Raw genomic sequence first — 25223 nt, forward strand, 5'->3', positions numbered from 1 at the left:
AAAGCTCCAGGCGTAACGAAAAGCCTGCCTTCAAAAGCAGGCTTTTTGCATTCTCAGAGATGCCTTCATTTCAACGCCGCCCAGTCCGCGTACTCACATCCACCCAGACAGCCAACACCAGAATGCTGCCCTTGACGATCATCTGCCAGTAGCTGTCGACGTCGAGCATGGACATGCCGTTGTCCAGGCTGGTGATGACCAGGGCGCCGAGGAGGGCGCCGTAGACTGTGCCGGAACCGCCGCGCATCGAGGTGCCGCCGATGAAGCAGGCGGCGATGGCGTCGAGTTCGCCCATGCTGCCGGCCGAGGGTGAGCCGGCGGCCAGGCGCGCGGTGTTGACCACGCCGGCGAGGGCGCACATCACGCCCATGATCCCGAAGATCCAGAGCTTCACGGCCTGCACATTGATACCGGACAGGCGCGTCGCTTCCATGTTGCTGCCCACCGAATACACGCGTCGGCCAAACACGGTCTGGCTGGTAACGTAGCTGAAGCCGCCCAGCAGGATCAGCAGAAGCAGGACCGGCACGGGAATGCCGTCATAGCTGTTGAGGGTCTGGACGAAACCGGCCAGCACCGCGCCGATCAACAACACGCGTGCCACGTCACGCACCAATGAATGTGCTGCCAGACCGTGAAGGGCGCGATTGCGCCGTTGTTTCCAGGTCAGGAACAACGTCAGTGCGAACAGCAGGACGCCCAGACCCGCGCCGATCGCATGTGGCAGATAACCCTGGCCAATGTAGACGAGTTCCGGCGACACCGGCGCAATGGTCGTGCCGCCGGTTATTCCCAGCAAAATCCCCCGAAAAGCCAGCATGCCCCCCAGCCCCACGATGAACGACGGAATGCGCAGGTAGGCCGCCATGTAGCCGTTGGCGAGGCCGATCAGCAATCCGCACACCACCACAAGACTGAGATTCGCCAGCAGCGGTATGTGATAGACGACATCGAGAATGGCTGCCACGCCACCGAGCAGGCCCAGCAATGAGCCGACCGACAGATCGATCTCGCCGCTGATGATCACCAGCACCATGCCGCAAGCGAGAATCCCGGTAATCGACATCTGGCGCAGCAAGTTGGAGAGGTTGCGTGGTGTCAGGAATCCGCCCTTGGTCTGCCAGCTGAAGAACAGCCAGATCAACGCCACGGCAAACACCAGTGCGAGCATCTTGTAGCGGGTGAAAAGTTGTTTGACCTGATTCATTTAAGCGGATTTCCGATCTTTATTGTTATGGCTGTCAGGCTGGCTGAGTGCGGCGGCGAGCACCTGTTCCTGGGTGAGTTCATGGTTGATGAAATCGCCCTGCAACCGGCCTTCGCCGATGACCAGGACGCGGTCGGAAACGCCGAGCACCTCGGCCAGTTCCGAAGACACCATGATGATCGACACGCCTTCGGCGGCCAGCATCCCCATCAATTTGTAGATCTCGTACTTGGCGCCGACGTCCACCCCTCGGGTCGGCTCGTCGAGAATCAGCACCCGGGGCCGGGTCAGCAGCATCTTCGCCAACACGGCTTTTTGTTGATTGCCCCCGGACAGGCTGGTGATCGGCAGGAACGGGCTCGCGGTTTTGAGGTGCAGGCGGGAAATTTCCCGATCGATGCTGCCCAGTTCGGCTTCGGCGTCGATGCGGGTCAGTTTCGAGAAACTGTCCAGCACGGCCAGGGTGATGTTCTGGCCGACACCCAGGTCGGGAATGATGCCCTGACGCTTGCGGTCCTCGGGCACCAGGCACACGCCGGCGCGGATTGATTTGAGCGGCGTGCAGGTGTCGATGAGTTGGCCGTCCAGCCAGACTTCGCCTTCGTGGCGACCGGGGTAGGCGCCGAACAGCGCGGTCACCAGCTCCGTGCGGCCGGCACCGACCAGCCCGGCGATGCCGAGGATTTCCCCGCGTTTGAGGCTGAAGGAAACGTCGTCGACCCGTTTGCGTTTGGGGTTGTCGACGTCGTAGCAGGTGATGTGGCGCGCCTCGAAAATCACCTCGCCGATGTCGTGGGGTTCGGTGGGGTAGAGGTTGCTCATTTCCCGGCCGACCATCTGAGTGATGATCTGTGGAATATCCATGTTCTCCATGGCGGTCGTGGCGATGTGTTGACCGTCGCGGATCACCGAAATGGTGTCACACACGGCGGCCACTTCATCGAGCTTGTGCGAGATGTAAACGCAGGCGACGCCCTTGGCCTTGAGGTCGCGCATGATGTCCAGCAGCACCTCGATTTCCGAACGGGTCAGGGCCGACGAAGGTTCATCGAGGATCAGCAGGCGCGCCTGTTTGTTCAGGGCCTTGGCGATTTCCACCAGTTGCTGATAACCGCCACCGTACTGCGAAACCGGCAGCGAAACGTTCATGTCCGGCACTTTCAGTTCACGCATCAGGGCTTCGGCGCGGTGGATCATCGCCGGGTAATTCATCCGCCCACCCGGCAGCGTCAGCTCATGGCCCATGAAAATGTTTTCGGCTACCGAGAGGTCGGGAACCAGCGTCAGCTCCTGGTGAATGATGACGATGCCGGCGGCTTCCGTTTCGCTGATCGATTGCGCCTTGAGCGGTTGACCGTCCCAGAGGATTTCACCGTCCCAGGTGCCATGGGGATAAACCGCAGACAGGATTTTCATCAGCGTGGACTTGCCGGCGCCATTCTCGCCGCACAGCCCGACGCACTCACCCGGCCGGACCTTGAGGTCGATGCCATTGAGCGCTTTGACACCGCCGAAAGTTTTGACGATGCCGTTCATTTGCAGCAGATAGTCGGACATGGAGAGGGCTCGCATAGCAAAGACTCACATGGCACTGATCTTTGTGGGAGCGAGCCTGCTCGCGAAGGCGTCAGCACATCCAATCGTGATGCAGGCTGAACCACCGTCTTCGCGAGCAGGCTCGCTCCCACAAGGGTTTTCGCATAACCAGGGATTGATGCCTTGGTTACTGTCCAGCGATCTGCGCCTTGGTGTAGAAGCCGTCCTGTTCCAGCAGGTCGATGTTGTCCTTGGTCAACGGGGTCGGGGTGAGCAGGATGGTGTCGACTTTTTTGCTGCCATTATCGTACTGCGAGCTGTAGACAGGTTTCTCGTTACGCGCCAGTTGCACCGAGAGTTTGGCGGCTTCGGAGGCAATCAGTTTCAGCGGCTTGTACACCGTCATGGTTTGCGTGCCGGCGATGACCCGCTTGACCGCTGCCAGGTCCGCGTCCTGTCCGGAGATCGGCACCTTGCCGGCCAGTTGCTGAGCGGCCAGGGCCTGAATGGCGCCGCCCGCCGTGGCGTCGTTGGAGGCGACAATGCCGTCGATTTTGTTGTCGTTGCGGGTCAGGGCGTTCTCAACAATGCTCAGCGCTTCGGTCGGGTTCCATTCCTTCACCCATTGCTGGCCGACGATCTTGATATCACCCTTGTCGATGGCCGGTTGCAGTACCTTCATCTGACCTTCGCGCAGGACTTTCGCGTTGTTGTCGGTGGGCGCACCACCCAGCAGGAAGTAATTGCCCTTGGGCGCTGCATGCAGCACGCCGCTGGCCTGCATCTCGCCGACCTTTTCGTTATCGAAGGAAATGTAGGCGTCGATATCGGCGTTGAGTATCAGACGGTCATAGGACACGACCTTGATGCCGGCTTTCTTCGCCTCGGCCACGGCATTGGTCAGCACGGTGGCGTTGAATGGCACGATGACGATGACATCGACGCCACGGGAAATCAGGTTTTCGATTTGCGAAATCTGCTTCTGCTCGTTGGCATCGGCCGACTGCACGAAGACCTTGGCATCCATTTTTTCCGCCGCTGCGACGAAGTAATCCCGGTCACGGGACCAGCGTTCCAGCCGCAGATCATCAATGGAGAAACCGATTTTCGGATGGGCAGCATCGGCCATAACCGGTAACGACAACAGCGCCAGGGCGCTGGCCAGCAGCGTGCGTTTTACGTTCTTCATGGTGGTGCGTCCTTTTATTTTTGTTTGAAAGACACGGCCTGACGATGAATATCGGGCTGGTGGAACTGTAGAGAATCAGCAGGCGAAACGGACTACAGATTTGTCGCGCAAATGTCACAGCGTCCGCAGTCCTCATTGGCGATCAGCGATAGATAAACCGGTTGACGACGTTCTCGAGCATTTCCTGCCGGCCGCTGACGGCCTGCGGGTTCAGTTCGTTGGCGAAGGCGTGCTCGGCCAGGGATTGAAGATTGAACTCACCCGCCAGCACCGACTGGCCGAAGGGCTGCTGCCAGCCGGCATAGCGTTGGTCCTTGAGCCGTTGCAGCTGGTCGTTCTGGACCATGGCGGCGGCCCGCTCGAGCGACAGGGCGAGGACGTCCATGGCGCCGACGTGGCCGTGAAACAGATCGACCTCGTCGAGGCTCTGGCGGCGTACCTTGGAGTCGAAGTTGAACCCGCCATTGCCGAAGCCGCCGGCCTTGAGGATTTCATAGGTGACCAGGGTCATCTCCTCGACGCTATTGGGGAATTGATCGGTGTCCCAGCCGTTTTGCGGATCGCCCCGGTTGGCGTCGATGCTGCCGAAAATCCCCAGCGAGACGGCCGTCGCCACCTCGTGATGAAAACTATGACCGGCCAGGGTCGCGTGGTTGGCCTCGATGTTGACCTTGATTTCCTTTTCCAGACCGAACTGCTGGAGAAAACCGAACACCGTGGCGCTGTCGTAATCGTACTGGTGCTTGGTCGGCTCCTGCGGTTTGGGTTCGATCAGCAGGTCGCCTTTGAAACCGATCTTGTACTTGTGCTCGACCACCATGCGCATGAAGCGGCCCAGTTGTTCGCGCTCACGTTTCAAGTCTGTATTAAGCAGAGTTTCATAACCTTCGCGACCGCCCCACAACACATAGTTGGAGCCCTTGAGGCGTTGAGTCGCGTTCATGGCGCTGAAGACCTGGGCCGCGGCGCAGGCGAACACTTCAGGATCCGGGTTGCTGGCGGCGCCGGCGGCAAAGCGCGGATTGCTGAAGCAGTTGGCGGTGCCCCACAGCAGCTTGATTCCGCTTTCTTCCTGATGGCGTTCCAGGTGATCGATCATTTGGGCGAAGTGGTTGCGGTACTCCTTCAGCGAGTGGCCTTCGGGGGCGACATCCGTGTCGTGAAAGCAGTAGTAGTCGATACCCAGCTTGGAGAAAAATTCGAACGCGGCCTGCGCCTTGCCAATGGCCAGCTCCATCGGGTCACCGGCGTGTTGCCACGGGCGCTTGAACGTCCCGGCGCCGAACACGTCGGAGCCCGGCCAGACAAAGGTGTGCCAATAACAGGCGGCCATGCGCAGGTGTTCGCGCATGGGCTTGCCGAGGATGATTTTGTCGGCGTCGTAGTGACGGAAGGCAAGGGGAGAATCGCTGGCAGGACCTTCGTAGCGAATCCGGTCGACATCGGGGAAGTACGGCATTGGCAATGTCCTTGTTGTTCTTGGTTGTTGTTCTTGGGCGTGTCCCGATACTAGCAACGGCCCTGTGCCTGCCGATTGCGAAAATCACCAACACGCAGTGCGATTTTGCGTATTGAGATTCGCCCTCTGCGCGCCTAGTCTGTGCAGACCGCCTCTACGGCAAGGGGCCCGGAACAAGCCTGAAAACAATGAAAACCCTACCGCCTGTTCACCGCATCGCCCTGTTGTTCAACGGGAGCAAGATCTATGACCGCGGCATCATCAGCGGCATCGGCAACTACCTGAGCAGCACGCGCGCGTCTTGGGATCTGTTCCTGGAGGAGGATTTTCTCTGCCGCTTGAAGGGCATCGAGCGTTGGCAAGGTGACGGGATCATCGCCGACTTCGACGATCCGCTGATTGGCGAGGCGCTGGCCGATATCAAGCTGCCCGTGGTGGCGGTAGGTGGTTCTTATCAGGATGAGCGGGCCTATCCGAAAGGGATCCCGTACGTCGCCACCGACAATAACGCGCTGATCACCATGGCTTATGAGCACTTGGTCGAGGCCGGGCTGCAACGGTTCGCCTGCTTCAGCCTGCCCGAAGCGCAGGCCAATCGTTGGGCTCAGGAGCGCGAAAAAGCCTTTCTACGATTGATGCAACGGGACGGCTTGCACGCCGAGGTCTATCGCGGCATGGGCACTAGTGCACCGCTGTGGGACAGCGCCGTCGAACAGTTGATCGCCTGGCTGCAAAGCCTGCCCAAACCCATTGGCATCATCGCGGTCAGTGACGCTCGCGCCCGGCAGTTGCTGCAAGCCTGCCTGACCGCCGGCATCGCCGTGCCAGAGCAGGTGGCGCTGATCGGCATCGACAATGACCCGCTGACCCGCAGCCTGACCCGGGTTCCCCTGAGTTCGGTGATCCAGGGCACCGAAACCATGGGCCGCACCGCCGCGCAACTGCTGCACCAGATGTTGCACGGCAAGCCGTCAACGGGCGCGCATGTCCTGATCCCGCCTGAAGCGATCAATGTCCAGGTGTCGAGCCTGCATCAACCGTTGGGCAACCCCTACGTGATGCAGGCGCTGCTGTTCATCCGCCAATATGCCTGCCAGGGCATCAAGACCGCGCAAGTGGCGGCTTATGTCGGCGTGTCGCGTTCCTCGCTGGAGTCGCATTTTCGTGCGGTGCGGGGCTGCAGCGTGCATGACGAGATTCTGCGTTTCAAACTGGCGGCGGCCACCCGCGGGCTGGAAAAAACCGACACGGCGATTGCGGACGTTGCCCGCACGTGCGGTTTCAAATCCGCTCAGTACCTGCACACGGTGTTTCGCCGAGAGTTCGGGTGTACGCCCCGTGAATACCAGCAGGGCGCCCGATAGACGGCCACTCAAAAGCGATCCAGTCGATAGGGCTCGCGCACCGGCAGAATGCGCGCCGTGTCCTGCGCCGATGGTGAAACCATCTCTTCAACCATCTCCGCCGTCACCGCCGCCTGCGTCAGCCCCAGATGCTGATGCCCGAACGCAAGCAACACCCTCCCGTCACACACCCGATCGATCACCGGCAGCGAGTCCGGCAGCGACGGCCGAAACCCCATCCACGGTGTGGCTGCTTCGACACTCAACTCATCACGAAACAAACCCTTGCTCAACCGATGCAACTGCCAGGCGCGGGCCATGGTGGGTGGGGCTTCGAGGCCGGCGAATTCGACGGTGCCGGCCAGGCGCAGCCCTTCGGACATCGGGGTCATGATGAATTTGCGTTCCAGCGAGGTGACGGGGAAGGGCAGTCGGTTATGTTCGTGAGGCAGCATGAGGTGGTAGCCGCGCTCGGTGTCCAGCGGGACTTTTTTGCCGGTCAGTGCAGCGGTGAGTTTTGCCGAGTGGGCGCCGCAGGCGATCAGTACCTGGCGAGCGGACAGGGTGCCGCTTCCGGTCATCAGATTGACGCCATGCTCGTGCAGTTTTCCGCCCTGAACCGCCTGCTTCACAAACTGCACGCCGCTGGCTTTCGCCGCTTCCACCAACTCACGCACGACGCGGTAGGGGTCGATGAAATGCCCGGTGTTCGGGAAAAACAGTCCGCCCTGAATCTGTTCGCTGAGTTGCGGCGCGGTCTCGCGTACCGCTCCGGCCTGCCACCAATCGACTGGCACTTGTTGCTGTTGCATGCGTCGCTGCAGTGCTTCGAGTGCCGGGCGTGAGTCGGGGCGTTCGAACACCAGCAGCGAACCTTCCATCTTCAACAGCTCGGGGCGCTGAATGTCGTTGAGCAAGCGGTGCCAGGCGTCGAGCGAGCTTTCATTCAGCGCCCGCAACCCGGCAACGGTGCGCTGGAACGGTGCCGAGCGCAGGTTCAGCAACAGCCGCGCAAACCAGGGCAGGGCGCGGGGCAGGTATTTCCAGTCCAGGCGCAGTGGCCCCATCGGGTCCATGAGCATGGCCGGCAGGCGTTTGAGGATCGAGCTGTCGGCAATCGGGAACACTTGCTCGGTCGCCAGGTGCCCGGCGTTGCCGAACGAGGCGCCGTGGCCCGGTTCCTGCGGGTCGATCACCACCACCCGCAAACCCTGACGGGCAAGGCGCAGGGCACTCGCGACGCCGATGATGCCGGCGCCGACCACGGCGATGTCGTGCGGGTTATTCGGCATTTTTCGCGGTTTCCCTTTGGCCATCGAGCAAGCGACGCAGCGACAGTGGATTGGCGTGTTTGAGCGCGATCGGCAGCAAGCTGTCGGGAAAATCCTGATAGCAGACCGGGCGCAGGAAACGCAGGATCGCCGCCGTGCCCACCGACGTAGTGCGTGAATCGGAAGTCGCCGGGAACGGCCCGCCGTGCACCATCGCGTCGCAGACTTCAACGCCGGTCGGCCAGCCGTTGACCAACAGGCGTCCGGCCTTGCGCTCCAGGGTCGGCAGCAAGGCGCGGGCCTGTTGCAGATCCTCGTCATCCAAGTGCAGCGTGGCGGTCAGTTGGCCTTCCAGCTGTTCGAGCACCTGACGGATTTCAGCGTCGCTGGCGCATTGCACGATCAAGGACGCGGCGCCGAACGCTTCGGCCTGCAAGGTGTGGTCGGCGAGAAAGTCGGCGGCGTCGGTGACGAACACATGAGCCTGGCCCTGATTCGGGTCCGTTGCTTGCTGGCCGACGGCGGCAATACGCGCTCGGTGGTTTTCCGCGAGGGCATTCACGCTGGATTCGTAGGCGTTGAAAATTCCCGGCGTCAGCATGGTCTGCGCGGGGCTGCGCTGGATCAGTTCGCTGGTGGCGGCAATAAAGGCGTCCAACGCCGGCCCCTTACGGGCGAGCACTAAGCCGGGATTGGTGCAGAACTGACCGGCGCCCAGTGTCAGCGAAGCCACAAACCCTTGGGCCAACGCCTCGGCGCGATTTTGCAGCGCCACTGGAAACAGCAACACCGGGTTGATCGAACTCATTTCAGCGTATACCGGAATCGGCTCGGGCCGGGCTTGGGCCGCTTTGATCAGCGCGAGGCCGCCACTGCGCGAACCGGTGAAGCCGACGGCCTTGATCCGTGGATCGCTGACCAGCGCGATCCCCACTTCACGACCGGAGCCGTACAACAACGAGAACACACCTTCCGGCAAATCACAGGCCTTGACCGCCCGCGCAACGGCACGGCCAACCAGTTCGCTGGTACCGGGATGGGCGCCGTGGGCCTTGACGATCACCGGGCAGCCAGCAGCCAGCGCCGAAGCGGTATCGCCACCGGCCACCGAGAACGCCAGAGGGAAGTTGCTCGCACCAAACACGGCCACCGGCCCCAATGGAATCTGGCGCTGCCGCAGATCCGAACGCGGCATTGGCTGGCGTTGCGGTTGCGCGGTGTCGACTCGCACATCCAGCCATTCACCGGCCCGCACGGTGTGGGCAAACAAGCGCAGTTGCTGACAGGTGCGGCCCCGCTCGCCCAGCAGGCGCGGGCGCGGCAGGCCGGTTTCGGCCAGGGCGCGGTCGATCAGTTCGTCGCCGAGGGCTTCGATTTCGCTCGCGATGGTTTCAATGAACTTGGCCCGTGCCTCGAGCGATGTCTCGCGATAACGGTCGAGCGCCGCCCAGGCCAGTGCGCAGGCCTGCTCGACATGCTCGGCAGAGCCGCCGGCGTAGGCCGGTTGCAAAGGCGCGTTGGTGGCGGGGTTGATCCCGTGGATGACGTCGCGGTCGCCGGTGAGGGTTTGCTGACCGATCAGCAGTTGGCCCGTCAGGGTCATGGCGCATTCCTTATCAATAAAGCAGGTCACGAATAAGGCCCGCCGCCGTGGGTGGCGGCGGGCTTGAGCGCAGCGGCAGGTCAGGCGAAGTTTTGCTCCGCCGACCAGTTTTCGTACCAGTGACGGAACAGCGCGTACTGGGCTTCTGCGTAACGACGCTGTGAGTCGCTGAGGGCATCGGTTTCGTTGAAATGCAGGGTGTATTCCTTGTCGCCGTTGAGCACCATCAGGTGTTTGTAATACAGCACCAGATCCGGGCCTTCGTCGAAGGACGACAGCACCGCCAGCGCCGATTCCAGTTCACGGGCCTGGCGCCGCGCCCTGGCGTCACCCTTGGCGGCCTGCTTGCTCAGGGCCACCAGTTGCAGCACTTCGCGGGGCAGGGCGTTGCCGATGCCGGTGATGGCGCCGGTGGCGTTGCAGTTGACGAAGCCGTGCACGACCTGGGTGTCGACACCGACCATCAAGGTCACGTCATCATCCTTGGAGGTGATGTTTTCAGCGGCGTAGCGCAGATCGGCGCCACCGCCGAATTCCTTGAAACCGATCAGGTTCGGGTATTCACGTCGCAGCTCGAAGAACAGATCGGCGCGGGTGGCGAAGCCGTAGTAAGGGCTGTTGTAGATCACCGCCGGCAGGTTCGGCGCGGCTTGCAGAATCGCCGCGAAGTGGGCTTTTTGCGCCGCCGCCGAAGCGCCACGGGACAGCACCCGAGGAATCACCATCAAGCCCTGCGCGCCGACTTTCGCCGCGTGTGCAGCGTGGGACACTGCTTCACGGGTGTTGACCGCGCCGGTGCCGACGATGGTCGGAATCCCGGCGGCCACCAGCCGCGCCACGCCTTCCTGACGCTCGGCTTCGGTGAGCAGCGGCCAGTCACCCATGGAGCCGCAATACACGACGGCGCTCATGCCGATGTCGATCAGTTCGCGACCCTTGGCCACCAGCGCATCGAAGTCCGGTTTGCGCGCGGCGGTGCACGGGGTCATCAGGGCGGGCATGCAGCCGGTGAAGATGTTGTCGCTCATTATTGTTCTCCTTGGAACGGTCATTCAGAGGGGTTTGAAGTGCAGCGCAGCGGCTCAGATGCCCCACGCGAACGGATCGGTTTCGTCGATCAGCAGCGTGCTGTCGGCGGTCATGTGGGCGCGGCCGGTGATGTAGGGGCGGATGCGATCGCCTTCCCATTCAAAGCGGCCTTCGAACTGGCTGCCGGTGATGCTCGCCTGCACCCAGCGCTCGCCGGGCGCGAGTTTTTCGTCGGCGGCCAGGCATGCCAGTTTGGCGCTGGTGCCGGTGCCGCAAGGGGAGCGGTCGTAGGCTTTGCCGGGGCACATGACGAAGTTGCGGCTGTCGGCCTCGGCGTCATCGGCGAACAGTTCGATGTGGTCGATGACCGCGCCGTCCTCGCCGTGGATGCCCTGGTCTTCGAGGGCCTTGAGCATTTTCCAGGTGAGGTCGGTCAGGGTGTCGACGTTGTCCAGCGTCAGCGTCTGGCCGTGTTCGGAGACCAGGAAAAACCAGTTGCCGCCGTAGGCGACGTCACCGAGGAAGCGGCCGTATCCCGGCACTTCCACCGCCACCTGTTTGCGTGAGCGATAGGCGGGCACGTTGCCCAGGGTCACGGCGCCGTCTTCATGCAGCGTGGCGCTGACCGGGCCGACCGGCGTGTCGATCTTGTGCACCCCCGGTGCGATCAGCCCCAGGTGCTGCAACGATGCAACGAGGCCGATGGTGCCGTGGCCGCACATGCCGAGGTAACCGGCATTGTTGAAGAAAATCACCCCGCAGGTGGCGTCCGGCGACACCGGCTCGCAATACAGCGCGCCCACCAGCACATCGTTGCCACGCGGTTCCAGCAGGCAGGCGCGGCGCCACTGGTCATGCTGATTGCGCAGGGCGTCGCGTTTCTCGGCCATGGTGCGCCCGGGCAGGTCGGGAAAACCTTTCATCACCAGACGCGTGGGTTCGCCGCCGGTATGGGAATCAATGACGTGTACTCGTTTCATGGACAGGTCCCGTTGAGTGATTTCAGTAAGCGCCGGCAGCGCGCGGGTTGGCGGCGGAGGCGGGTGACGGCGAAGCGACTTCGCTTTCATCCTCTTCCGATTCCAGGCGCAGCAGATGCGCCGGTACGCCGGTGGCCGCGCCCCAGTAATAAATGCCCATCGCACAGGCTGCGACGACCAGGGTGTCGAACGGGTGGGTGAGGATGCCCAGACCGCCGAAGGTGCCGAGTTTCGACAGGACGATGGTCACCGCGTAGAAGGCGATCAGCCACGCGGACGAGCGCACTTGCCGGGACAGACTGAGGTGGGCGGTCGGCACGAAGCGGCCGCAAAGCAGGTAGACGACGAACATCAGGATTTGCAGACCGAGGAGCCAGGACACGGTGTTCCAGCCGGACCAGTAAACGATCAGCGCAGCGATGATGAACGACACCGGCCCCAGCACGCCCATGCACTTGACCCGGAACGGGCGTGGCATGTCGGGCGCATTGCGACGCAGCGCGGCGACGGTCACCGGGGCGACGGCATAGCTCAGCACCAGCGCGGCGGAAACCACGTTGATCAGCGCTTCCCACGATGGGAACGGCAGAGTCCAGAACACCGACAGGGCGAAGGTAAGCCACAACGCCGGACGCGGGATGCCGGACTTCGCGTCGATGTGGGTGAAGACCTTGAAGAAGGTGCCGGTCTGCGCCCAGCCGTAGATCACCCGAGGCGTGGCGTTCATGTAGATGTTGCCGCAGCCGCTGGGGGAGATCACCGCGTCCGCCACCACCAGATACGCCAGCCAGCCCACGCCCAGTGCCAGGGCGATGTCGCGGTACGGCAGGGCGAATTCCTTGGATACCCCGGCCCAGCCATTGGCGAGCAGTTCGGTCGGGATGCCGCCGAGGAAGGCGGTTTGCAGCAATACGTAGATCGCGGTGGAAAGCAGCACCGACAGGATCAGCGCAATCGGGATGGTGCGTTGCGGGTTCTTCACTTCGCTGGCCACCGAGATGATCGGGGTCAGGCCGAGGTAGGCGAAGATCACGCCGCCGGCGGAGACGGCCATCTCGATGCCCGAGAGTCCGAATGGGGCGAAGCCCTGAACCTGAAAGTTTTCCGGTTTGAAGAAGGTGAACAGCACGCCGATCACCAGCAGCGGCACGATGAACTTGAACACGCTGACCAGATTGTTGGCCTTGGCGAAGGTCTTCACGCTGCGGTAGTTGAGCAGGAAGAACACGCACAGCAGGCCGAACTGCACCAGCCAGCCGAGCAGGGTCGGGTCACCGCTGCCGGCCTTGGTCAGGCTCGGAAACCAGGCCGCCGCGTATTGGCGCGAGGCAACCACTTCGATCGCCACCAGACTGGAAAACGCGATCAACGTGATGAAACCCATCAGGTAACCGAGCAGCGGCCCGTGGCTGTAAACCGGGTAACGCACCACACCGCCAGCGCGGGGCAATGCCGCGCCCAGTTCGCAGTAGACGATGCCCAGCAGCAACACGGCGAACCCGCCCAGCAACCAGGAAAAAATCCCCGCCGGCCCGGCAATCGCCGACACGTGACTGGCCGCGAACAACCAGCCGGAACCGAAGATCGCCCCCAGCCCGATAAAGGTGAGGTCGATCAATGAAAGTTGTTTTTTGAACTTGCCTTGGCCTGACATGGCATCGCCTTCTTGTGAGTTATTGGATAGGCAGGTGTGAGTCACTGGAACGGCTAAACAGTGAACTCATCGGGCGTCGGGCGATTGATGTTTTGCGCAGCTCCGGATGACGAATTCGGCACAGTTGCGAAGAAAGCCAGCGGCGCTCGACACGCCACAAACGTTGCTGCAATCTGCACGCGAACGCCTCAGCCCGTTCCACTCACCGGGGAAAACCGTCACCATGCAGAACGCATTTGCGATCCTGTGCCAGGGCGATGAGCACAATCGTCCCCACACCCTCGAGGCGCTGTTGGCGGGGGTGGCGCCGCTGTTGCCGATGCTGGACGTGATTCCGAACGCGGCGATTTTCATCAAGGATGTGCAGGCGCGGTACGTCCTGGCCAACCGCACGCTGGTGCAGCGCTGCGGCCTGAAAGACCTGAAACCGCTACTCGGCAAAACCAGTGCGCAGGTGTTTCCGGCGCAACTGGGGCCGGGCTATACCGAGCAGGATCGGCGAGTGCTGGAGGAAGGCTTCGTGCTGGAAGATCAGCTGGAACTGCACCTGTACGGCAGTCGCGAACCGGGCTGGTGCCTGACGCACAAGCGTCCGCTGTACAACCGCGACGGCGAGATCATCGGCCTCGCGGGGATTTCGGTGGACCTGCAATCGGCCAGCGAAACCCACCCGGCGTTTCAGCGCCTGGCGGCGGTCGACGAACACATCCGCGCGCATTTCAATCGGCGTGTCACCTTGGGCGAGCTGACCCGGATCGCCGGCATTTCGGTGGCGCAGCTGGAGCGCTACTGCAAACGGGTCTTTCACCTTACGCCGAGGCAGATGATTCAGAAAGTGCGGCTGGAACATGCCCATCGCTTGTTGCATACCGAACTGCCGATCACCGAGGTGGCGCTGCAATGCGGCTACACCGATCACAGCGCCTTCACCCGGCAGTTCAAGGCGTCAACCGGGTTCACCCCGCGTCAGTACCGGCAGGCGACAGAGTGATGAGCGGGTTTCGGTGGGCGATCAGCCCGCTCGTTTCAGCGTGTGTGCGACGTACAGTTTTGTGATCAGCCCGGCCATTGCCTTCGCTCCGAAACAACGGAAGTAAACGTAACCGTTGTCGGTCTCCAGACTGACGATCCGGGTAATGAATCCCCCCTCCAGAGTGACCTTGCGAATGGTGGCTATCGGGACTTCAACGTCCAGAACTCCGCCGGGCACCGCGCGGTTCATGGCATTGGCACTCATACGAATCCCGGACGGCGTGATCACCACTTTCCCACCCACCCAGAGTCCGCCGGGCACGAGAAAATTGGCCAGCCTGGACTTCAGCACTTCTTCAGCCACCTCAGACGCTCCCTTGTTTGATTGCTGTTGGAAAACCACAGGCCTGTTTACCTGACAAAAAACCAAATCGCCATGTGTTTCCTTCGTTCTTTCATGCGTCGCAGTTGTCACTGCCCGTTCCCGCCTGTCTGGAGTTCACCCGATGCCTTCGCTCAAAACCCTGCCCGCCGCCTTGCTGGGGCTGGCCCTTGTCTGTCCGGTCAAGGCGCAATCCCAGGGGCTGGAACTGGGGCAAGTGCTGATCGGGGCCGAGGATCAGAGCGGTGACGATCTGTCGGTGGAAGAGGCGAAGGCTCGTCTGGCCCAGGTGCCGGGTGGCAGCAACGTGGTCGATATGCGCCAGCCATTGCAGGGCCGGGTCGCGAGCAATCAGGATGTGTTGGCGTATCAGCCCGGTGTCTATGCCCAGTCCGCGGGCAACGAAGGGACGAAAATCTCGATCCGTGGCTCGGGCATCAACCGCGCTCCCGGCGCCCACGCGTCGGGGCTGTACACGATGCTCGACGGTCTGCCGCTGACCGGCCCCGGCGGTACGCCTTATGAACTGCTGGAGCCGCTGTGGCTGGATCATGTGGAAGTGCTACGCGGTGCCAACGGTTTTGATCGCGGTGCGCTGGCCCTTGGCGGCGCCGTCGATTACGTCAGCCACACGGGCTACAACGCGCCGCTGCTGAACGTGCGTTACGTCATGGGCAGCCATGGTTATGCCCAGCGGCAAGTCAGTTCCGGCCAGGTGCTGGGCGATTTCGATTACTACCTGTCGATGACCGACGCGCATTCCGACGGTTATCAGGATCACACCGCGAGCAAGAGCCAGGGCGTCATCGCCAACTTCGGCTATCGCTTCAATCCAAATCTGGAAACCCGCTTCTACATACGTCACCGCGAGACCGACAACGACCTCGCCGGGCGGGTGACCAAACACTCCATCGAGCACGATCCACGCGCGGCCAACCCGGCCTACGTGACGCGCAACGACAGCCGCGATCAGCCCGGCAGCACCTTCATCGGCAACAAAACCACGTACTACATCGATGACGATTCGAGCATCCAGACCGGTCTGGTTTATCACGATTACCCGATGGACCTGCGCGAAGGCCCCAACCGCCTGAAGGTCGCTTACACCGATGTCAGCGGCACGTTTGACTACAAGCGCCGCGACACGCTCTGGGGCATGGAGAGCAACAGCACCGTGGGCCTGCGAGTGACCAAACACCTGCCCAACGACGGTGCCAGCGAACGGGTGCGGATTCCCACCGGCAACACCGCCCGCTATGCGCCGGGCACGCACATGCGCAACTTCACTTATCAGGGGTCGGATTCTGTCCTGCACGTGGGCAACGACCTGGAAATCGCCGATGACCTGTGGCTGACCACCGGCCTCGCCGCGATCTACACCCGCCGCGAAAGCGCCGTGACCTACCCGGAAGGTGGCGGCAAAACCAGCCTCGGCGACTGGGATTACGCGCCGCGCCTGGGCTTGCGTTATCAGGTGACGCCGGACCTGCAACTGTTCGGCAACCTCAGCCGTTCGGTCGAAGCGCCGCATCCGTGGTCGCTGATCTATAGCTCCAACATACGCTTCCCGACCGGCAGCGGCGCCGCCACCGGCACCCAGCGTGATCCGGTCAAACTGCAAAACCAGACCGCCACCACCCTGGAACTCGGCGGCCGAGGCGACAGCGCGCTCGGCGAATGGAGTCTGGCGTGGTACTACGCTCAGGTGCGACACGAATTGCTTTCGGTGTTGCCGGACGCCAACGCGACCACGCCTTACGAACTCAACGCCAGCCCGACCGTGCACCAAGGCGTGGAAGCCAGTCTGCTCAGCAACCTGTGGTCAGCGAACGATGGCGGCAAGTTGAGCCTGCGCCAGGCCTACACCTTCAGCGACTTCCATTACCGCGACGACGATCGCTTCGGCGACAACCGCCTGCCGGGCCTGCCGATGCATTACTACCAGGGCGAACTGCGCTACGACTTTCCACAAGGTTTCTTCGCAGCGGTCAACACGCAACTGGTCTCGAAAACCGCAGTGGATTACGCCAACAGCTATTACGCCGATCCTTACGCCACCTTCGGCGCGACCCTCGGTTACAACGCCCCCAAGGGCGACTGGCAGACCTGGCTGGACATGCGCAACCTGACCGACAAGCACTACGCCGCTACCGTTACGCCGGGCTATGACGATAAAGGACTGGACGCCGCACGCTCCACACCGGGTGAGGGCATGGCGATGTATGTCGGGGTGTCGTGGAGTCTGCTCTGAGGGCCAACCCTCAAACAATGTCATCGATCAGAATATGGTGCTGCCCGCGACTGCATTGTTCGATCCGCGCCTCGACCTTGTAGACCGCGCGCAGCATCGGTTCGGTGATGACTTCATGGCTGGGCCCGCTGCCATGGGCCGTGCCACCCGCGATGACCAGCACCTGATCGGCAAAACGCAGCGCCTGATTCAGGTCGTGGATGGCGATGAACACGATCACTTCGCGACGGCGCGCGAGGGCTTTCATGAAGTTCAACACCTGAACCTGCCGGTGCATGTCGAGTGCGCTGGTGGGTTCGTCCATCAGCAGGATTTCCGGTTCGCGCACCAGCGTCTGGGCGATTGACACCAATTGCTGTTGGCCGCCGCTCAGTTCACCGAGGTTGCGAAACGACAGTTCGGTGATCCCGAGCGCTTCGAGAATCTCGTCCACCAGTTTCAGTTCATCATCGTGAACCGCCCAGTTGGGCGTCAGTTGCTTGCGCGCCAGCAGCACCGATTCGTACACCGTGAGCCGGGCGCTGGCGTTCAGGCCCTGGGGCATGTAGCTGATGCCTTGAGTGCCTTTTTTCGAGCCTTCCAGAATCACTTCGCCCGGCCCGTCGATCAGCCCGGCCATGCGCTTGAACAGCGTCGATTTGCCTGCCGCGTTGGGGCCGACGACGGCCACGACCTGGCCGCCGGTAAACGTTGCGGTACTGACGCCGGAAATGATCTCGCGCTGACCGTAGCGGGCGCCGAGGTTGTCGAGCCGGATCTTCACCATGAGTTTTTCTTACCGTTGAGAATCAGAGAAATGAAGAACGGCACGCCAATCAGTGACGTGACCACACCGATGGGGAATATCGCTCCCGGGATCAGGGTCTTGCTGACCACCGAACTGGCGGACAGGATCAGCGCACCGGTCAGCAACGAGGCCGGCAGGAAAAACCGCTGATCCTCGCCGATCAGCATCCGCGCGATGTGCGGCCCAACCAGCCCGATGAAACCGATCGTGCCAACGAACGCCACCGGAAACGAAGCGAGCAGACTGACCATGATCAGCGTTTGAAAGCGCAGGCTGCGCACGTTGATGCCGAAACTCGCAGCCTTGTCGTCGCCCAGGCGCAGGGCCGTCATCGCCCACGCACGTTTGGCGAAGATCGGCAGGGTGATGAGGATCACCACGCAGATCACCCCGAGTTTCGGCCACGTGGCCTTGGTCAGGCTGCCCATGGTCCAGAACACCACGGCTGCCACGGCTTGTTCGGTGGCGAAAAACTGCACCAGCGCCAGTAACGCGTTGAAGGTAAACACCAGGGCGATGCCGAGCAGCACGATGGTTTCGGCGGTCACGCCACGACGCATGCTCATGAAGTGAATCAACAGCGCCGAGAGCATCGCCATGATGAACGCGTTAAGCGGCACCATGTATTGCGCCGCCAGCGGAAACAGCGCCACGCCGAAGGCCAGCCCCAGCGCCGCGCCGAAACCGGCCGCCGCCGAAATACCGAGGGTGAACGGGCTGGCGAGCGGGTTGTTGAGGATGGTCTGCATCTGCGCCCCGGCGAGCGAAAGCGCCGCGCCGACAGCGACCGCCATCAACGCCACCGGCAGGCGGATGTCCCACATGACCACCCGCACTTGTGCCGATGCGGTTTCCGGCGAGATCAAAGCACCGAGCACTTCGCTGAGGCTGTAACGGGCCGGGCCCAGCGCCAGATCGAGCAACACGCTGAAGATCAGCAGCACGGCCAGCCCTAGCAGAATCAGCCGTTTACGCAGCACCAGCCGCCGGTAGGTGACGCTCTGCACAATCGGTGCTTCGCCCAGCGAACTCATGGCTTGACCTCGGTTTTTTGCAGGCTGACGAAATAGCCCGGCTCATACGGCACTGGCATGAAGCGCTCGTGCATCTCGCGAAATGTCGCGTCGGGATCAAGATCGGCGAACAGTTCCGGGTGGAACCATTTGGCCAGTTGCTGAATGGCCACGAACTGGTAAGGGCTGTTGTAGAACTGATGCCAGATCGCATGAAACGCCTGAGTGTCCTGCGCCTTGATGCCGGCGTAGGCCGGGCGCTGGGTGTACCAGGCCAGTTTGCGTCGGGCTTCGGTGAGATCCGCGCCCGGGCCGACACCGACCCAATGGCCGCCCGGGGCAAAGGCTTCCCAGTCGGCGCTGGTGACCACCACATGGTCGGGATTGGCGACGATCACTTGCTCAGGGTTCAGTTGCCCAAAGGTGCTCGGAATGATCCGACGGGCGATGTTATTGCCACCGGCCATGTCGACGAACAGACCAAAGTTCTCGTTGCCGAAACTCAGGCAGCAATCATCGGTATAGCCACCGATGCGCTCGATGAACACGTTGGGACGGGCAGGATGGTATTTCTCGATCACGTCGGTGACGCGGTGGATCTGCTGGTTACGAAAATCGATGAAGGCTTCGGCGCGCTCTTCCTTGCCGAACAACTTGCCGAACAGGCGCATGGTCGGCTCGGTGTTCTGCATGGGGTTGTTGCGAAAGTCGACGTACACCACCGGGATGCCCAAGGCGTCGAGTTTCTCGATGTAGCGGGCATCCTCGGTTGCGTGCTGCGCTTCGATGTTGAGGATGATCACGTCAGGCTTCTGCGAGATCGCCTGCTCGATGTCGAAGGTGCCGCTCTCGAAACCGCCGAAGGTCGGGATCTTGGCGATGTCGGGGAATTTGCGCAGGTAGGCGTTGTAGGTGTCCGGGTCGGACTGGATCAGGTCCTTGCGCCAGCCGACGATGCGTTCGATGGGGTTCTGCGTATCCAGCGCGGCCACCAGATACAGCTGGCGACCTTCACCCAGAATGACCCGGCGCACCGGCAGGTGAACCTTGACCGTGCGGCCCTGCAAGTCAGTCACGGTGCCCAGTGCCGGATCCGCTTCGGCAGCTTGCGCGCGGCCCGGCATCAAGGAAGAAATCGACAAACCCAGCAGCCCGGCGAACAGCAGGGCGGCGAAGGTCTGGCGGCGGCGAAAAACATTAACCATGGTGTATGCCTTTGCAAAAGCCGGATCGGACCACGACGCCAGGCGCCGCTCCGGGCCGGACGTTTCAGAAATCGACAGTGGCCGAGAGCAACAAGGTCCGAGGCGCGCCCTGGGAGAACGCGCCGTAGGAGGCGACGCCCGACCAGTATTCACGGTCAAACACGTTCTGCACGGTGGCCCGCAAAGTGGTCGGCCGTTCGGCGATGCGAGTGGCGTAGCGCGCGCCGACATCGAAGCGGGTCCAGGCGTCCAGTTGTTGGGTGTTGGCCTGATTGACGTACTGGCTGCCGGTGTAGATCGCGCCGCTGGTCAATGTCAGGCCTTCGACCTGCGGCACGTCCCATTCGGCCCAGAGGTTGGCTTGCACTTCGGGAACCCCGACCGGTTTGTTGCCACGGTTGGCAGCGACACCGGTTCGGGTCAGTTCGCCGTCGAGCAGCGTCACGCCCCCGATCAGGCGTGTGCCTGTTGCAATCTCGCCCGCCATGTTCAGTTCGACGCCCCGGTTGCGCTGTTCGCCATTGACCGAGAACACCCCGGATGCCAGTTCACCGCTGGGCTTTTCAAGCTGGAACAGGGCGATGGTGGACATGAAACGGCCGTAGTCGAGCTTGACTCCGACTTCCTGCTGGCGCGACACATAAGGGGAAAAGATCTCGCCCGCGTTGGCAGCGGCGGACGGCGCGATGTCACCCTTGCTCAGGCCTTCGACGTAGTTGTAGTAGAACGAGACATGGTCCCAGGGCTTGGCGACGATCCCGAACAGCGGCGTGGATTTGCTTTTGTCGTAGGACGTGGTGATTGAGCCGGCCGTGTTGTAGTTATCCGACTTGATGTTCTGCTGGCGCACGCCGAGCGTGACCTGGAGGCGTTCATCGAGCACCGACAGGGTGTCGGCGAGGGCCACGCCCGACAGCTCGCTTTCGGAAACCTTCGGGGTATCCGGCTTGGCGATCGCGGGTTTCGGGCGATTGAGCGGGTGATAGATGTTCGACAGGATCGCCGGGCCGGAAATAATCCCCCGGGACAAGTTATCGCGGTAGCGGGTGACTTGTAGCGCCGTGCTATGACTGATCGGCCCGGTGTCGAACCGCAGCCGCGCACCGGCATCGACGGTGTAGCGCTGGACTTCGAATTTGTAATAGCCGGGGATCGACGAGGTGTCGCCCGCTTCGTTGATGATGGTCGGCGTCTGGTCGGACATGCGCGCGACATCCGATCGGCCACCGCCGGCGTGGGCGAACACTGTCAGGTTGTCGTTGAGGTCGTATTCGCCGCCGAGCAACGCCGATTTGTCGCGGGTTTCCGACCAGCCCCATTCCTGGCTGACGCTGGTGCGGCCGTTGGCTGCGGACGGAATCTCCACGCCGGAGGCAATCAGGAAGGGGCGGGATGCGGCGTCGAAACTCTCTTTCTGATTGATCAGGTCCAGGGTGGTGCGCAGGCGTTCGCCCTGGTAGTCGAGGGACATCGCGCCGATACCGACCTCTCGGGATTGCTTGTCGATAGCCGTATCGCCTTGCTGGACGCTGCCATTGATCCGCACGCCGAAGCGGCGTTCTTCACCGAAGCGTCGGCTGACATCGAGGTGGCCGCCGAGCTGGGTATTCAAGGCGTAACTGGTGGTGAAACGAGTCAGGTCTTCGTCCAGTGAACGCTTGGGTACCACGTTGATCACGCCGCCGACACCGCTGTTGGGCGACATGCCGTAGAGCAGGGCGCCGGGGCCTTTGACCAGTTCGATCCGTTCTGCGTACTCGGTGAACACCCGGTAGTTGGAGGCCACGCCGTACACGCCGTCGAACGCCAGTTCACCGAGGTTGCCTTCGCCGACCGGAAAACCACGGATGAAGAACGAGTCGACAATCCCCCCTGTCTGCCCTGTGGAACGCACCGATGAGTCGCGCTCCAGCAAGTCGCCGACGGTGACAGCCTGCTGGTCCTTGATCAGTGTCGAGGTGTAGCTGCTGACACTGAACGGAGCGTCCATCGCATCGCGGTTGCCCAGAATGCCAAGGCGTCCGCCGCGGGCGACCTGACCGCCCGCAAGCACCGGCGGCAAGCTGTCGGTGCGCGTGTCGATGCCTTCGACCGTGGTGTCCGCCAACGTGACCCGGCGCACTACCAGCGTCCAGGTCCCGTCGCTGCGAGCGACCATCTCCAGGCCACTGCCTTCGAGCAGTCGAGACACCGCTTCCTGCACCGAGTAGCTGCCGGACAACCCAGGGCTGACGAGGCCTTCGGTGATCGACGGCTGAAACGACAAGGCGATACCGGCGTCCACGGCAAAGCTCGAGAGGGTCACGCCAAGCGGGCCGGGCCCGATGTTGTAGGCTCGCACAGTGACCGCGTCCAGCTGCTCCGGCCTGGCTGCCTCGGCGAGGGCGCTGCTGGCCAGGCCCAGCACAACGCTGAGCAACACGCTGCGCATAACGGGCTTTAGCAGACGATCCGCAAGCAAGGGTCGTGCAACGAGCATGAAGGGATGACCCTATGGACGAGGTGGAATGGTTGTTCCTTTCATAGCCAGCCGAGATCAAAAAAAGTATCACCCGTGCGGTGATTTTTTTGCTCAGGCGGGTGAGAGCGTCACCCAGTAACCACTCAAGTGCCCGGAGACGCGCACGGGATAGGTCTGCGCCAGCATGTTCAGCGAGCGTTGGGTATCACTGATGGGAAAGGCCCCGGAAATGCGCAGGCCGGCAATGGCTGGATCGCACCGCACAAAGCCTCGGCGATAGCGCGCCAGTTCGACAACGAAATCCGCCAGCCGCATCTTGTCGGCCATCAGCATGCCCTCGGTCCAGGCGCCAACGTTGCGGTCGGTCGGGTTCAGCGAGCCAAAGGCCTGTGATGAAAAGTCGGTACGTTGCCCGGCGTTGACGATGATCGGCGCGCTCTGTGGGCTGTCGGCCAGCTCGACTTGCACAGCGCCTTCGAGCACTGCGAGTTGGGTGTGCGGCTGCCATTCACGAACGGTGAAGCGCGTGCCCAGCGCCTGCATCCGGCCCTGACGGGTGCTGACCAGAAAAGGTCGAGGCTGCGCGGCGTTGTCCGGCGCAGTCTGCACCAGGATTTCGCCTTCGCGTAAATGGATCAGCCGCTGTCGGGTGTCGAACAGAACGTCGATGGCCGTGTCGGTGTTCAGGGTGATTTGCGAGCCGTCGGCCAGGGTGAGTTCGCGGCGCTGGCCGACGGCGGTGTGGTAATCGGCGGACCATTGCTGCGATTGCGCGAGTTTCCAGCTGCCCCAGCCGGCGGGTACCGCTGCCAGCAGCAAGGCCAGTTTGCCGAGGGCTGCGCGACGTTCCGGGTTGCTCGGACGATCCAGCGCCGACATCGCCAGCGACGGTGGCAGACCGCCGAACTTGCTTTGCAGCAACTGCGCGCGGGCCCATGCCCGGTTGCGCTCGGGGCTGCTGACTTTCCAGTATTCCCACTCTGCACGCTCGGTTTCGCTGAGGTCGTTTTCGCTCAGGCGCATCAGCCACTCGGCGGCTTCTTCGAGGATTTTCGGATCGAGCGGCGGTTCACTGCGGCGGGTGAGCATTCATTCCACCAGCATCAGGCACTGCACGAAAGCCTGTTTCATGTAGCGCTTGACGGTGATCAGCGAGACGTCCAGCTGCTCGGCAATATCGGCGTATTTCAAGCCGCCGATCTGCGACAGCAGGAACGCGCGTTTGACCAGTGGCGGCAGGGTGTCGAGCATCGCGTCGATTTCGTGCAGGGTTTCCAGCACCACGAAGCGCAACTCGGGGGAGGGCACTTCCGGTGCGGGCAAATGCGCAAGGGCATCAAGGTAGGCGCGTTCCAGAGCCTTGCGCTGATACCAGTTGATGAGGATGCCCTTCGCCACGCAACTCAGGTAGGCCCGGGGTTGCTCGATGGTCGTGACCTGAGAAGCGAGGATCCGAGTGAAAGTATCCTGCGCCAGATCTGCCGCATCCATGGCGTTACCCAGTTTTTTCTTCAGCGTGGCGTACAGCCAGCCGTGATGGCCGCTGTACAGCGCTTCGATCACGCGCAGATGATTGTCGTTGTTCGCGGGAAGGGTTTCGCTCATGGCTGCAGTGTTTTGCAATTGAGAAGTATTCCCAATGCTAGTTTACAAAGAGCCTGCGACGCAAGCGCGATTCGTATCCGTTTTCAGGCGCGTGGCATTCTCATCAACGCGTCCGCCATGGCATCGATTTCCGCCTCGGTGTTGTAGGCGTGCAGTGATGCCCGGCTGACTTCCAGCAGGTCCCGCTGCTGCATGTCGAGCAGCGTCGAGCGGAAAGTCGAGGTGGTGACGTTGATGCGTTTGTCCTGCGCCGCCAGCCATGCCTGGACTTGCGCGGCACTGGCGTCCTGGCAGGTGAAGGTGACGATGCCTGACTTGACTGCCCCTCGATCCTGCGGCGTCACCCCGGGCAGGTCGGTCAGGCGATTGCGCAAGTGTGCCGACAATCGTTGAATGCGCTGCCACATCGGTTCGATGCCTTGCGCCAGGGCGTAACGGGCCGCCGCGCCCATGCCGAGTTTCGCCGCGACGTTGCATTCCCAGTTTTCGAAGCGCCGGGCATCGCCACGAATTTTGAAGGTGTCCGGTGTCAGCAATGAAGCCGCATGCAGGTCGAGAAACGCTGGCTCAAGGTTTTCGCACAAGGTTTTTTCGACGTAGAGAAACCCCATGCCCCGAGGGCCACGAAGGTATTTGCGGCTGGTGGCCGCCAGCATATGACAGCCGATTTTCTGCACATCGATCGGCATCTGCCCGACGCCCTGGCAGGCATCCAGCAGAAACAGAACCCCGGCCGCGCGGGCGAGGGCGCCGATCTGCTCGATGGGTTGCACCGGGCCACCGTTGGTGGCGATCACCGGCAGCGACACCAGGGCAACCCGGTCATCGCCGAGCATGTCCCGCAGCGCCGGCAATGACACCTGGCCCTGTTCATCGTTGGGAATCACCCTGATCTCGATGCCGCGCTGTTGCTTGAGTTGCAGGTAGGGAATGTAGTTGCCGGCGTATTCGGTGGTCGACGTCAGCACCACATCACCGGGCCGCAGCGGCAATGAATAGAAGGCCATGTCCCAGGCGCGGGTCGCGTTTTCAATCACCGCGATTTCTTCGGGACGCGCGTTGATCAGTTGGCCGATGGCGTCGTAAACGTCTTCCACTTCCCGGGCCTGTTGCCCGGCGGCTTCGTAACCGCCGATCCGGGTTTCAAGTTGCAAGTGACGGGTCACCGCTTCGATGACTGGATTGGGCATCAGCGCCGCGCCCGCATTGTTGAAGTGAATCAGTTGCTCGACACCAGGGGTGTCGGCGCGCAGTTGTTCAATGTTCAACGAAAACT

Annotated in this window: 20 protein-coding genes; 3 read left to right on the plus strand and 17 right to left on the minus strand. The window is 62.2% G+C overall.

All coding sequences use genetic code 11. The annotated features are described in order from the left end of the window. Positions 1-70: 70 nt before the first annotated feature. From K3819_RS12915 to xylA, 4 genes are all read right to left on the minus strand, one after another. On the minus strand, positions 71-1207 hold the full coding sequence (locus K3819_RS12915; RefSeq protein WP_221399465.1) for a sugar ABC transporter permease: 1137 nt from the start codon (positions 1205-1207) through the stop codon (positions 71-73). After that, complete coding sequence (gene xylG / locus K3819_RS12920; RefSeq protein ID WP_221399466.1) at positions 1208-2764, minus strand: D-xylose ABC transporter ATP-binding protein; 1557 nt, start codon at positions 2762-2764, stop codon at positions 1208-1210. 166 nt (positions 2765-2930) lie between these two features. After that, complete coding sequence (gene xylF, locus K3819_RS12925; protein WP_064595737.1) at positions 2931-3932, minus strand: D-xylose ABC transporter substrate-binding protein; 1002 nt, start codon at positions 3930-3932, stop codon at positions 2931-2933. Between the two features lie 142 nt (positions 3933-4074). After that, positions 4075-5391 (minus strand): xylose isomerase, encoded by a 1317-nt coding sequence (gene xylA, locus K3819_RS12930; RefSeq protein WP_221399467.1) that lies wholly within the window; start codon positions 5389-5391, stop codon positions 4075-4077. Positions 5392-5579: 188 nt separating this feature from the next. On the opposite strand from xylA, the gene K3819_RS12935 reads away from it, so the two are divergent. Continuing rightward, positions 5580-6755, plus strand: a complete 1176-nt coding sequence (locus tag K3819_RS12935; RefSeq protein WP_221399468.1) for a XylR family transcriptional regulator — start codon at positions 5580-5582, stop codon at positions 6753-6755. An 8-nt stretch (positions 6756-6763) separates the two neighbouring features. Here K3819_RS12935 and K3819_RS12940 read toward each other — a convergent pair whose 3' ends face one another. The 5 genes from K3819_RS12940 to K3819_RS12960 form a co-directional block, all read right to left on the minus strand. Further along, positions 6764-8026, minus strand: a complete 1263-nt coding sequence (locus K3819_RS12940; RefSeq protein WP_221399469.1) for an FAD-binding oxidoreductase — start codon at positions 8024-8026, stop codon at positions 6764-6766. Continuing rightward, a complete protein-coding gene (locus tag K3819_RS12945; RefSeq protein WP_221399470.1) occupies positions 8016-9608 on the minus strand; it encodes an aldehyde dehydrogenase (NADP(+)) in 1593 nt (530 codons plus the stop codon). Before K3819_RS12945 ends, K3819_RS12940 begins: the two co-directional genes overlap by 11 nt. An 80-nt stretch (positions 9609-9688) precedes the next feature. Further along, the gene (locus K3819_RS12950) at positions 9689-10636 is read right to left on the minus strand and encodes a dihydrodipicolinate synthase family protein (RefSeq protein ID WP_221399471.1); all 948 of its coding nucleotides are present in this window, start codon (positions 10634-10636) and stop codon (positions 9689-9691) included. A gap of 54 nt (positions 10637-10690) precedes the next feature. Continuing rightward, positions 10691-11617: a 4-hydroxyproline epimerase gene (locus K3819_RS12955; RefSeq protein WP_221399472.1), complete on the minus strand. Its 927-nt coding sequence runs from the start codon at positions 11615-11617 to the stop codon at positions 10691-10693. Positions 11618-11639: 22 nt separating this feature from the next. Beyond that, positions 11640-13271, minus strand: coding sequence for an APC family permease (locus tag K3819_RS12960; protein ID WP_064595752.1), 1632 nt, complete (start codon positions 13269-13271; stop codon positions 11640-11642). Between the two features lie 223 nt (positions 13272-13494). Here K3819_RS12960 and K3819_RS12965 point away from each other — a divergent pair, with 223 nt between their 5' ends. Next, entirely contained in the window at positions 13495-14262 is a 768-nt protein-coding gene (locus K3819_RS12965) for an AraC family transcriptional regulator (protein WP_221399473.1), read from the plus strand. Between the two features lie 21 nt (positions 14263-14283). On the opposite strand, the gene K3819_RS12970 is transcribed toward K3819_RS12965, so the two are convergent. Further along, on the minus strand, positions 14284-14607 hold the full coding sequence (locus K3819_RS12970; protein WP_082934460.1) for a hypothetical protein: 324 nt from the start codon (positions 14605-14607) through the stop codon (positions 14284-14286). Between the two features lie 142 nt (positions 14608-14749). On the opposite strand from K3819_RS12970, the gene K3819_RS12975 reads away from it, so the two are divergent. Continuing rightward, complete coding sequence (locus K3819_RS12975; RefSeq protein WP_221399474.1) at positions 14750-16876, plus strand: TonB-dependent receptor domain-containing protein; 2127 nt, start codon at positions 14750-14752, stop codon at positions 16874-16876. Between the two features lie 10 nt (positions 16877-16886). Here K3819_RS12975 and K3819_RS12980 read toward each other — a convergent pair whose 3' ends face one another. From K3819_RS12980 to K3819_RS13010, 7 genes are all read right to left on the minus strand, one after another. Next, positions 16887-17642 carry an ABC transporter ATP-binding protein gene (locus K3819_RS12980; RefSeq protein WP_039771128.1) on the minus strand — a complete coding sequence of 252 codons (756 nt, stop codon included), beginning with the start codon at positions 17640-17642 and terminating at the stop codon, positions 16887-16889. After that, positions 17636-18697 carry an iron ABC transporter permease gene (locus K3819_RS12985; RefSeq protein WP_085667220.1) on the minus strand — a complete coding sequence of 354 codons (1062 nt, stop codon included), beginning with the start codon at positions 18695-18697 and terminating at the stop codon, positions 17636-17638. The genes K3819_RS12980 and K3819_RS12985 overlap by 7 nt, the downstream gene beginning before the upstream one ends. Continuing rightward, a complete protein-coding gene (locus K3819_RS12990; protein WP_221399475.1) occupies positions 18694-19881 on the minus strand; it encodes an ABC transporter substrate-binding protein in 1188 nt (395 codons plus the stop codon). Before K3819_RS12990 ends, K3819_RS12985 begins: the two co-directional genes overlap by 4 nt. 64 nt (positions 19882-19945) lie before the next feature. Then, positions 19946-22360, minus strand: coding sequence for a TonB-dependent receptor (locus K3819_RS12995; protein ID WP_221399476.1), 2415 nt, complete (start codon positions 22358-22360; stop codon positions 19946-19948). 93 nt (positions 22361-22453) lie between these two features. Further along, on the minus strand, positions 22454-23431 hold the full coding sequence (locus tag K3819_RS13000) for a FecR domain-containing protein (RefSeq protein ID WP_221399477.1): 978 nt from the start codon (positions 23429-23431) through the stop codon (positions 22454-22456). Then, complete coding sequence (locus K3819_RS13005; RefSeq protein ID WP_039771138.1) at positions 23432-23947, minus strand: sigma-70 family RNA polymerase sigma factor; 516 nt, start codon at positions 23945-23947, stop codon at positions 23432-23434. It lies immediately after the preceding gene. Positions 23948-24030: 83 nt separating this feature from the next. Continuing rightward, positions 24031-25215: an aminotransferase class V-fold PLP-dependent enzyme gene (locus K3819_RS13010; protein WP_221399478.1), complete on the minus strand. Its 1185-nt coding sequence runs from the start codon at positions 25213-25215 to the stop codon at positions 24031-24033. Positions 25216-25223: the final 8 nt, after the last annotated feature.

Origin of the sequence: Pseudomonas sp. 3-2, assembly GCF_019710535.1 — a bacterium.
GTDB classification, from domain to species: Bacteria; Pseudomonadota; Gammaproteobacteria; order Pseudomonadales; family Pseudomonadaceae; genus Aquipseudomonas; species Aquipseudomonas pharyngis.